Origin of the sequence: Pseudomonas avellanae BPIC 631, assembly GCF_000444135.1 — a bacterium.
Lineage (GTDB): Bacteria > Pseudomonadota > Gammaproteobacteria > Pseudomonadales > Pseudomonadaceae > Aquipseudomonas > Aquipseudomonas avellanae.
Window position 1 is genome coordinate 1 of sequence record NZ_ATDK01000356.1, and the last position, 10,137, is coordinate 10,137.

The 10,137-nt window shown below is 59.8% G+C and carries 8 protein-coding genes; 3 read left to right on the forward strand and 5 right to left on the reverse strand.

All coding sequences use genetic code 11. The features are described 5' to 3' along the window. The first annotated feature begins 532 nt into the window (after window positions 1–532). The 3 genes from DW49_RS0121480 to DW49_RS0121490 all read left to right on the forward strand — a co-directional run bounded on the left by DW49_RS0121480 (window position 533) and on the right by DW49_RS0121490 (window position 4,064). Window positions 533–1,678 (forward strand): transporter substrate-binding domain-containing protein, encoded by a 1,146-nt coding sequence (locus DW49_RS0121480; protein ID WP_005617487.1) that lies wholly within the window; start codon window positions 533–535, stop codon window positions 1,676–1,678. Continuing rightward, on the forward strand, window positions 1,675–2,307 hold the full coding sequence (locus DW49_RS0121485) for an ANTAR domain-containing response regulator (protein WP_005617488.1): 633 nt from the start codon (window positions 1,675–1,677) through the stop codon (window positions 2,305–2,307). Before DW49_RS0121480 ends, DW49_RS0121485 begins: the two co-directional genes overlap by 4 nt. A gap of 86 nt (window positions 2,308–2,393) precedes the next feature. Next, window positions 2,394–4,064, forward strand: coding sequence for an amidase (locus tag DW49_RS0121490; protein WP_024420591.1), 1,671 nt, complete (start codon window positions 2,394–2,396; stop codon window positions 4,062–4,064). Window positions 4,065–4,115: 51 nt separating this feature from the next. Here DW49_RS0121490 and DW49_RS0121495 read toward each other — a convergent pair whose 3' ends face one another. The 5 genes from DW49_RS0121495 to DW49_RS0121515 all read right to left on the reverse strand — a co-directional run bounded on the left by DW49_RS0121495 (window position 4,116) and on the right by DW49_RS0121515 (window position 9,869). Further along, a complete protein-coding gene (locus DW49_RS0121495; RefSeq protein WP_005617493.1) occupies window positions 4,116–5,090 on the reverse strand; it encodes an aliphatic sulfonate ABC transporter substrate-binding protein in 975 nt (324 codons plus the stop codon). Window positions 5,091–5,421: 331 nt separating this feature from the next. Further along, window positions 5,422–6,381: a D-isomer specific 2-hydroxyacid dehydrogenase family protein gene (locus tag DW49_RS0121500; RefSeq protein ID WP_005617495.1), complete on the reverse strand. Its 960-nt coding sequence runs from the start codon at window positions 6,379–6,381 to the stop codon at window positions 5,422–5,424. Then, complete coding sequence (locus DW49_RS0121505; RefSeq protein WP_005617497.1) at window positions 6,378–7,724, reverse strand: LLM class flavin-dependent oxidoreductase; 1,347 nt, start codon at window positions 7,722–7,724, stop codon at window positions 6,378–6,380. The genes DW49_RS0121500 and DW49_RS0121505 overlap by 4 nt, the downstream gene beginning before the upstream one ends. A gap of 195 nt (window positions 7,725–7,919) precedes the next feature. Then, entirely contained in the window at window positions 7,920–8,807 is an 888-nt protein-coding gene (locus tag DW49_RS0121510) for an arginase family protein (RefSeq protein WP_024419842.1), read from the reverse strand. A 132-nt stretch (window positions 8,808–8,939) separates the two neighbouring features. Then, complete coding sequence (locus DW49_RS0121515) at window positions 8,940–9,869, reverse strand: helix-turn-helix domain-containing protein (protein WP_005617499.1); 930 nt, start codon at window positions 9,867–9,869, stop codon at window positions 8,940–8,942. Between the last annotated feature and the right edge of the window lie 268 nt (window positions 9,870–10,137).

Genomic DNA, 10,137 nt, shown 5'->3' on the forward strand with positions numbered 1-10,137 from the left:
CCTCTACCTCGACCCGATCAGGTACGCATTTCAATCGATCAGTTAGCGATCATTTCCTTTCACCACCACTGCGCATCAGTACTTGGGGCGCACTCTTTGTACGAACCGGGCGCTTTGCGTGCTCGCGAAAGGCTTAGCTGCAGTGGGCTTTTGTGGGAGCGAACTTGTTCGCGAAAGCGATGTGTCGGGCGACACAACCCTTGCGAATGTACGCCCATCCCTGCAAACAAATGCCTGTTACGTCAGCACCGCCCCAGCCAGCAGACACACCAATCATCAACACCCGCACACCACGCATGGCCCGCTATCTGCATGACTGCCAGCAGATCCCCTCGCAGGGTCCCTTGCCACACGCCCATTCTCGGCAGGTGTGGAAGGCCCCTCGCATGACTGGTCCTGACACTGTCGTCACACCAGCCCCAGGCACAACCGCCTGAGAGCCACCGTTGAATCCACGGTCTTTCGCTCAGTTTTTTCCCGGACACCGGCCAACAGCGGGCGTCTCACCTCACGTTGAACAAGGTTTATAGGCATGGTTGACCCGATCCGCATAGGAGGTCTGTTTTCCAATACCGGCGTTACCGCTGCCGGTGAGTGTTCAACAATGCGCGGCGCGCAGTTTGCTATCCATCAGATCAACGCAGTCGGTGGCGTGAATGGGCGTCCTCTGGAATTGATCACCCGCAATCCCGATTCGACGCCTGCGCTGTTTGCCATGCACGTCGAGTCATTGATCCGCGACGAAAACCTACGGTTTTTCTTCGGCTGCTACACGTCTGCCGCGCGCAAGGCCGTGTTGCCGGTGGTCGAACGTTACAACGCATTATTGCTGTACCCGGTGTACTACGAGGGCTTCGAGTATTCACGCAACATCATCTACACCGGGGCCACGCCGAACCACAACGCCGTGCCGCTGGGCAATTACATGTTCGACCACTTCGGCAGCCGTGTGCTGATGATCGGTTCCGAGTACGTTTACCCCTACGAAACCAATCGGCTGATGAGCGACCTGCTCTACGAGCGGGGCGGCAGCAAGCTGGGCGAATATTACCTGCCGTTGAAAAACGCCCGGGCCGAAGACTTCGCCAGGCTGATGGTCAAGGCGCGGGAGCTGAAACCGTCGTTCATCTTTTCCACGGTGGTCGGTGACACCATGGCCCACTTGTATCAGGCCTACGCTGATGCCGGGTTCGACCCCGCCGTCATGCCGATTGCCAGCGTGACCACCAGTGAAACGGACATCCAGCAGATGGGCGTTCATCTGGGCACTGGGCATATATCGGCGGCGACCTATTTCCAGTCGATCGACACGCCGCTCAATCGCCAGTGCATTGCCCACTATCGGGAGATGTTTGGCCAGCATCAGGTCACCGACCGCTGCTGGGAGGCTGCCTACTTTCAAGTTCACCTGCTGGCCAAGGCGATAGCCCGAGCGGGCAGCACCGAAGTGGAAGACGTGCAGCAGACCATGCGCGGCCTGGAATACGACGCGCCGCAGGGGCGCGTGCGTATCGATGAGCACAACCATCACACCTACCTGTATTCGCGGATCGGCCGGGCCAACGCCGAAGGGCAGTTCGACATTCTCTACGAAAGCCAGAAAGCGTTGAAACCCGATCCTTACGCCGTCGCGCCAGACTTCAGCGGCTGGTCCAGCCTGACCGGGAGGCGTCCATGACCCTGCGTGCCGCAAAAAAGCGCCTGCGCAACGACAGCGCAGGCGGCATCAAGGACCTGCGCGATATCAGCGTGCTGGTGATCCACCCGGATGACGAAGACGGTCGCAACCTGATCGCCCAGTTGCAGCGCATCGGCTGTCAGGTGCGCGTGCAGTGGCCGATCCCCGAGCGACTGCACAGCGAGGCCGACGTGATCGTACTGGCGGTGTCACCGGAGAGTCTGTCAACCAACACACCGTGGCTGTTGCACAGCGCAACGCCACCGATCATCCCGGTGATCGCCTATGAAAACCCGATCATCGTCGAGGCGCTGGTGCAGCTCAACGCCTGTTCGGTGATCCCTTCGCCGGTCAGGTCGTTCGGCTTGCTGACGGCGCTGGCAATTACCCTCAGCCAGGCACGCAAAACGCGGGAACGGGAAAAACACGTCAAGCGTCTGGAGGGGCGCATGGCGGTGATGCGTACCGTGCAGCAGGCAAAAATCATCCTGATGGAAACCAAGGGGCTGTCTGAAATAGACGCTTACAACGCACTGCGCGATCAGGCCATGGCCAAGCGCGAGCCGGTGGAAAAGATCGCGGAGGCGCTGGTCAAGGCCCATGAATTGTTTCAACAGGCCTGCTCCTGAGCAGGTTTTGACGAGCGACGAGTGTCGGCCTGCGGGCCTGATCCTCTTCTGCGTGGACGCTTGCCATACGCCCTGAACCGGCAGGTATGGAACACCGCGTGGCGACCGGCATGGACAACGGCGTCCTCCGGATCGAGCCCAGGCCTGTGCATCCTGCTCAGGCGGCTCCAGTCAGTGCCTGCCCGACCTTGGGCGGTTCTTACCGTTATCTGGAGAACACCATGTCCGTAAAACGCCCCAGCAAAGCCGATTTTCTGATTGCCGCCCAAAACCACGGTTACGACTTGTCCGACAGCCAGATGGCGTCGTTCCTGAGTCTTGCTGACGAAACTCTGGGTTCCTACGAAGCCGTCGATGCCTTGTACGCCGCTCACGTCGCACAGCCCACGCCGGTACGCGAGCACAGCAAGCCGGCAGATGCCGAAAACCTGCATGGCGCCTGGTACGTGAAAACGCACATTGCCGGTGCGCCAAGCGGTCCGCTGGCGGGCAGAACGGTGGTCATCAAGGACAACGTTTCGGTGGCGGGTGTGCCGATGGCCAACGGCTCGCTGAGCCTTGATGGTTATGTGCCGTCCGAAGACGCCACGGTGGTCAAACGCCTGTTGGCCGCCGGCGCGACAGTGGTCGGCAAATCGGTGTGCGAAGACCTGTGTTTCTCGGGTGCCAGCTTTACCTCGGCCAGCGGCGCGGTGAAAAACCCGTGGGACCTGACCCGCAACGCGGGCGGCTCGTCCAGCGGCAGTGCAGTGCTGGTTTCGCTGCAAGAGGTGGATATGGCCATCGGCGGCGATCAGGGTGGTTCTATCCGCATGCCCTCGGCGTGGAGCGGCATCGTCGGGCACAAGCCGACGTACAGCCTGGTGCCTTACACCGGTGCTTTTCCGATTGAACGGACCATCGACCACGTCGGCCCGATGGCCAATAACGTGCGCGACTGCGCGGTGATGCTCGACGTGATCGCCGGTGCAGACGGTCTCGATTCCAGGCAGAAGAATCCGCCAGCGGTCAGTTGTGTCGCGACCCTGGATCAAGGCGTTGCGGGCCTGAAAATCGGCTTGCTGCGCGAAGGCTTCGCCATCCCCGGCATGTCCGAGCCGCAGGTGGACGCGCTGGTCAAAGCCGCCGTGGCACAACTGGAAAGCCTCGGTGCTACAGTCGGCGAGGCAAGCGTGCCGTGGCACCACGGGGTGGCGCTGGACATGTGGAACGTCATCGCCACTGACGGCGCGGCGTACCAGATGCTGCAAGGCAATGGCTACGGCATGAACGTTGACGGCTACTACGACCCCGAGATTATGAGCTACTTCGGCGCCAAGCGTCGCGAACACGCCAACACGCTGTCCAGCAGCGTACGCGCCGTGGCACTGACCGGGCATTACAGCCTGAACAACCTGCACGGTGCCTACTACGCCAAGGCGCGCATGCTGGTGCCGGAACTCACCCGCCAATACGACGAGGCGTTCAAGGACTTTGACGTGCTGGTGATGCCGACCATGCCGTTCGTGGCGACCCCATTGACCGCCGCCGATGCGCCGATTGAAGAGTACGTGCACAGCGCGCTGAACATGCTCGCCAACACCGCACCGTTCGACCTGACCGGCCACCCGGCCACCTCGATCCCGGCCGGTCTCGCCGACGGCTTGCCGGTCGCAATGATGATCGTCGCACCGCGCTTCCAGGATGCCTTGGCATTGCGCGTCGCGCAGGCCTACGAGCAGGTTCGCGGAGTGTTTCCGAGGCCGCCGCAGGCCTGACTGAAATACTGACAGCGGAGCGCTTGATACAGGGTCAAGCGCTCCCGGTTTTCAGGGCTTCCAGATCTCGACATCGCCCGCATCCACTGCCTTGGGCAATAGGCCCGCTGCAAAGAAGGCGTCGGCGATCTTCTGTTGTTCGCCCAGTTCATCGCGCTTCACGGGCTGGATCTGATAGCTGCGGTGGCTGTTGGCGATTTCGACTGTTTCGATGTCCAGATTGCCCCACAGAGGGCTCAGCACGTGCGCGGCTTCTTTCGGGTTGGCCTTGAGCCAGCTTCCGGTCTTGTGCAACTGATCGTAAACCACGCTGAGCACTTGCGGATGAGCCTTGGCGTAGCCGGTGCCGGTCAGGTAATAGCGTTTGTAGCTGGCCAGCTCGCTGCCGTCCGCCAGGGTGCGGGTTGGCAACTGGCGTTGTGCGCTGGTCAGGAAGGGTTCCCATGTCACCCAGGCATCAACCTTGTGGTTCTCGAAGGCGGCTCGCCCGTCGGCGGGCGATAGGTAGGCGGGCTGGATGTCCGAAAATGTCAGGCCACCTTTTTGCAGGGCCGCGATCAGCAGGTAGTGAGAACCCGCTGCCTTGGTGACGGCGACTTTCTTGCCTTTCAGGTCTGCGAGTTGTTGCACGGCCGAGTCTTTGTGAACGATGATCGCCTGGGCTGAAGGCGAGGCTGCTTCCTGTGCAAAATAGGTCAGCCTGGCCTGCGCCGCCTGAGCAAAAATCGGCACGGTATCGGCCACGTCTGCGCTGATGTCGACATTGCCGACGTTCAACGCTTCCAGCAGCGGCAACCCGCTCGGGAACTCATGCCAGGTGACGTTCACATGCTGTGGCGCAAGGGCTTTTTCCAGAGTGCCCTGAGTTTTCAGCAGGGTGATCAGGGTCGATGATTTCTGGTAGCCGATCCGTAGCGTTTCCTGTGCTTGCGCGGGGAGGGCGATGGCCAACGCCAGTGCTGCAAACAGCCCGGCCAATAGGGGGCTGCGATAGTTGAGTAAGTCATTTTTCATGGATTTGAACATGGCACTCTCGGTATTAAAAGATGACGCCGAACGTCAAGGGATGCATGCCGACGCGGCGCGTTCAGCTGCATGCTGAACGCCTCAGGAGCCCGGAATATAGGGCTCCCAGGCTTCTGCCCGCAGGGCGTGGGAGCGAACTTGTTCGCGAAAGGGCCGGTGTATTCCCCAAAAATACATCGTCTGAACTACCGTATTCGCGAACAAGCGAAGCGTCGCCCGGTCCGCTCCCATGGCCTGCGGCCAGAATCAAAAGCGGAGCTATTGTGACGTTGAGCGAACATATTTGTATCTGAGTCAGAGATTCCCAAGTCGTCACAACACCCTCCGAAGCTCAATACTCGCGTTGCACATCTGCCTGATTGTGCAAGGCCCGCCCATTCACAAAACGCTCCAGGTTGGCCAGAAAACTGTCGGCGATCTCGTGGCGGCTGTTACTGGAGATCGCCGAGGTGTGCGGTGACAGGCGCACTCGCGGGTGTGAGTACAGTGGATGGCCGTCCGGCAGCGGCTCGGGCTCGGTGACGTCCAGCGAGGCGTGGCCGATGTTGCCTTGATCCAGTGCCGTAAGCAGCGCCTCGTGATCAAGCAGGCCGCCACGGGCGATGTTGATCAGGTGCAGGCCCGGTTTGGCACTGCCCAGCACGTCGGCGTTGACGATATGCCGGGTGGCCGGTGTCAACGGCGCGGCCAATACCAAGTGGTCTGCGCGGGAGAACAGGTCGTGAATGTCGCGTGCGGCTTCGACACCTTCAACTTCGAACGGAGCCGAACTCTGCCGCAACGCAACCACATTGATACCCAGCGCCTGAGCCTTGCTGGCCAGGCTGCGACCGATGGCGCCGAAGCCGAGAATCCCCAGTGTGGTGCCCTTGAGCGGCGTCAGGGCGGTGAAATTCCATTGCGAGTCATGCACCCAGATATCGGGCAGGTGCTTGGCTGCAGCAAAAATCGCGGCCAGCGAGAATTCGGCGATGTTTTCTGCCGCGCTACCCCGTGAGGTACTCACCGGCGGGCCGTCGAACAGCCAGGCCGGGTAGAAATCGATGCCGGAAGACACCACCTGAATCCATTTCAGGCCATAAGGCCAGCCCGGTGGTGGCGAGGCGGGTGCTTCGTATCCTCGGACATTGATCGGCCGCGCCAGCAGAATACTGACCTCGGCAGGCAGGTCGCTGGGCACCCCGGCCGGTACGCCGATGACCCTCGCTTCAGGATGTGTTAATGCAAGCCGCTCGCGGATTACCAGATTGAATTCATCTTCCAGTTGGCTGGCTATCACGAGTTGAGTCATGCCACTGCCTCGCTTGGTTGATGGGCGACAGCCTTTGCATGACGATTGGCAGGCGCTTCAAGACCGAGGTTTTCCCGTAGGGTCGTGCCGCTGTATTCGGTACGAAACAAACCGCGCTGCTGCAACACCGGCACCACCCATTCGGTGAAATATTGCAGGCCGTCCGGCAGCACGCTGTTCATGATAAAACCGTCGGCAGCCCCTTGTTCGAACCATGTCTGAAGGGCATCGGCAACCTGCTCCGGCGTGCCAACAAAGTCGCGGCGCGGCAGAGAGAAGCGCAGGGCGACTTCTCGCAGGCTCAGGCCTTCGTCTCTGGCCAGTTGCTTGATCCGGTCCGAACCGCCTTTCTGGCTGTTGGACCCCAGATCGCCCAGTTCCGGGAATGGCTCGTCCAACGGGTACTGGCTGAAATCATGGTCATTGAACGGGCGACCAAGGGCGACGATGGCGTCTTCGATAGTGACCAGTTCAACGGCCTGCCGGTAGCGGCTTTCCTCTTCAGCCTCATCGCGCCCGACAATCGGCCGAATGCCCGGCAGAATCGATAGCGCGTGCGGGTCGCGGCCAAAACCTTTGGCTCGTTGTTTGAGGTCCTGATAGTAAGCACGCGCTTCGTCCAGGCTCTCGGCGTGGACAAAGATTGCGTCGGAGTTGCCAGCGGCGAAGTTACGCCCGGCCTCGGAGGTGCCCGCCTGAAAAATCACCGGCTGACCCTGTGGGGAGCGGGCGATATTAAGGGGGCCTTTCACCGAGAAGAACTCGCCCTTGTGATCCAGCGTGTGCAGCTTGCCGGGGGTGAAAAACTCGCCTTTTTGCTTGTTGTAGGCAAAGGCATCGTCTTCCCATGAGTCCCACAGCCCCTTGACCACCTCGATGTGCTCCTTGGCAATGCGATAGCGCACGGCGTGGGGCGGGTGTTCACCTTTGCTGAAGTTGTCGGCGGTGCCACTGAGCCAGGACGTCACCACGTTCCAGCCCGCCCGACCGCCACTGATGTGGTCCAGCGAAGCGAACTGGCGCGCCACCTGGAAGGGTTCCGTATAGCTGACGGTGACGGTCGCCACCAGGCCGATATGCCGGGTGGTCGCCGCCAGCGCCGAAAGGATGGTCAACGGCTCGAAGCGGTTCAGGTAATGCGGGCTGGATTTCTCGTGAATGTGCAGGCTGTCGGCGATGAACACAAAGTCGAACCTGGCAGCCTCGGCCAGGTGGGTCTGCTGCTGATAAAAGCCCAGGTTCACACTGGCGTTGGCCAGCGCCTGCGGATGGCGCCATTCGCCCCAGCCGTGGCCGACGCCGTGGACCATTGCGCCGAGTTTGAGGTGTCGTTGTGTGCTCATGAAGGTGCTCCAGGCGGTGCGCGTGAATGATTCGCCTCTGCCTGGAAAGGGGTCGGTCCTGAAGCAACAATATGCCTATAAAAAACGTTGGGGAAATTCCATTTGGCTATATGTTAATTATTAAAATAAGTCATTATATTTGTGTGTATACATGCGTAAGTTGATAGCTACTGCGAGCTTCGGCAGTTCAGGCGTTTATTCCTGATCGGGCTTGCCCAGCAAGGGCAGTCTGGCCAGCATGTTTTTCAACGCCAATGCATCCCAAGGCATGTGTTCAGCGATGCCAAGCCCCACAACGTCGACCACGTTCGCAACATCGGTCAGCAGGCGAACGACCTGTTCAATGGTCATTTTGCCCTGCGCCACGCCTTCAAAACGGTCAGCCGGGATACCGGGTTGTGCAAACAGCAGGGAGCGAAACAGTGCCGGGTCCAGCACATCCAGGTCCAGATGGATCGCCAGTTGCCGGGCACCGGTTTCCCTGAGCCATTGCAGCACCGGTTCGCTTGAATAAGCCAGCGATTGCGGCCCGGCACTGCGCAGCCCGAGGCGCTTGATGAACGCTGTTTCCATCGCCTGGGTTTCCTGCAGCCCTGCATACATCACATTGGCCGGTTTGATCGGACGCTTTACCGCATCGACAAAATCGGCGTCGCCTTCGCCCAGCAGGTTGCCCATGACCATGGCGTGTGCATGCTCGAAGTCCGCGGGCGTCATGACGTCCGGATGGGCGTCGACCCAGAGCACGGCAAGGTCGCCGTCGTAGCGCTCGTTCAGGTACGCGAAGGGCGCCAGATCAACCAGACAATCGCCACCCAGAACCACCAGCCGATCCGGCTGATGCCGATCAATCAACTGCCGGGCATGTTGCAGCTGCTCTAGCAGCGCCTTGCGGGCGACGATGCCGTTTTCCACCTCAAGCGCCTGGCCAGAGGGTTGCGCCACGATGACCTGCTCGACAGAGCCGTCTGCATCGGGCGCCAGCCATGCGAGCAACTGCGCGCCAAAATGATAAGGCGCGTTGTTGCCACCTTGCCACTGGGGAAAGATCAGGCGCAGGGTTCTATCTGAATGGGCAGGCATCAAGGGTTTCCTTCATCAACGTTGGGTTTTCAGGGCGCAAGGACACCTCTGGTACGCCAGCCATGTTGATGGGGAACGGTCGTGCCTGCTTTGCTCAGGCGGCCAATCGTTGTGCCAGGAATGCCAACAGGCTCACTGTGAAGTCAGCAGTTGCTGTGGCGATACGCCGTAGGCGTTTTTAAAGGCGCGGCTGAAATGAGAGAGGTTGGTGAAGCCCATGCTCAGTGCCACATCACTGACCTGACGCGCGCGGCCTTTGAGCAAGGCGGTATGACACGCCGCAAGCCGTTGCTGCCAGAGCCAGCGGATTGCCGTTGTACCGTGCGGCGCAAACAGGCGATTGAGGGTGCGTGGTGACACATGGGTCGCGTGCGCGATGCTTTCGACGGTCAATCCCGGGTCGGGCAGATTGCTCAGCAGGTACTGTTTGACGCGCTTTAGTTGCTGCGTCTGAAAAGACTCTCGCTTGCAATCGGTGGGGGCGAACGCCGAATCAAGGGCGGTGGAGAGCACGTCGAGAAACGCCGTATTGAGCCGTTCGCCTTGCTGCTGCGGTAAAGGCTCTGTGCTCCAGATTTCCGTCAGCAGTGTTCGCGCAATCCGTCCCAGCGGCGACTGGCCCGACAGTGTTCGGCAGACCAGCCTTTCGGCGTTCGGGACGTGTTCAAGCAATAAAGCTCGCGGCACCGTCAGCACAATCTGATCATCACCTTCGGGGTAGCCGCAGGCGTAAGGCCGGGCGCTGTCGTAGAGGACGATATCGCCTGTGCCTTGCCTGGACTCTCTGTCGTTCTGCACTACGAAAGCGTCCGGGCAAAACGAGAGTGAGATAAGGAAATGCTCGCTTTCCTGATCTCGACGTAGCCGTCGGTACTGGATCGGTGATGACTGAATCCGGGTGAACGTGAAGCTGCCTTGATCCCTGACGTTGAGCCTTGCGTCAAACGGCGTTTTACTCAAGCGCTGACTTGCGACCAGGCCATAGGTCGAACTCACGACGTCCTGCCAGTGTTCAAAGCGCTCTTTGGGCGGCAGTGGTTCAACAGGAAAGATTACGGCCATTGTTGCTTCTCTGGCAGCTGCCAAGACTGGGTTTAATGTGCGGCCGACGTTACCAGAGATTGACCTGGCACAAAACAAACCCGCTGATACTGTTTCATGTAGATAAATTAATTTATATATATCTGTGATCCGGCCGATATATCCCTACGTATGCAGCGCTCTGCTCGCTAGTGTACTGTTTTCGAAATAAGTTACCCATAACCTGCAAGCTAAGCTATTGATAAGATTTGAATTTTCCGTTAGTTGGTGGCTGATTTTTTCGAAAACA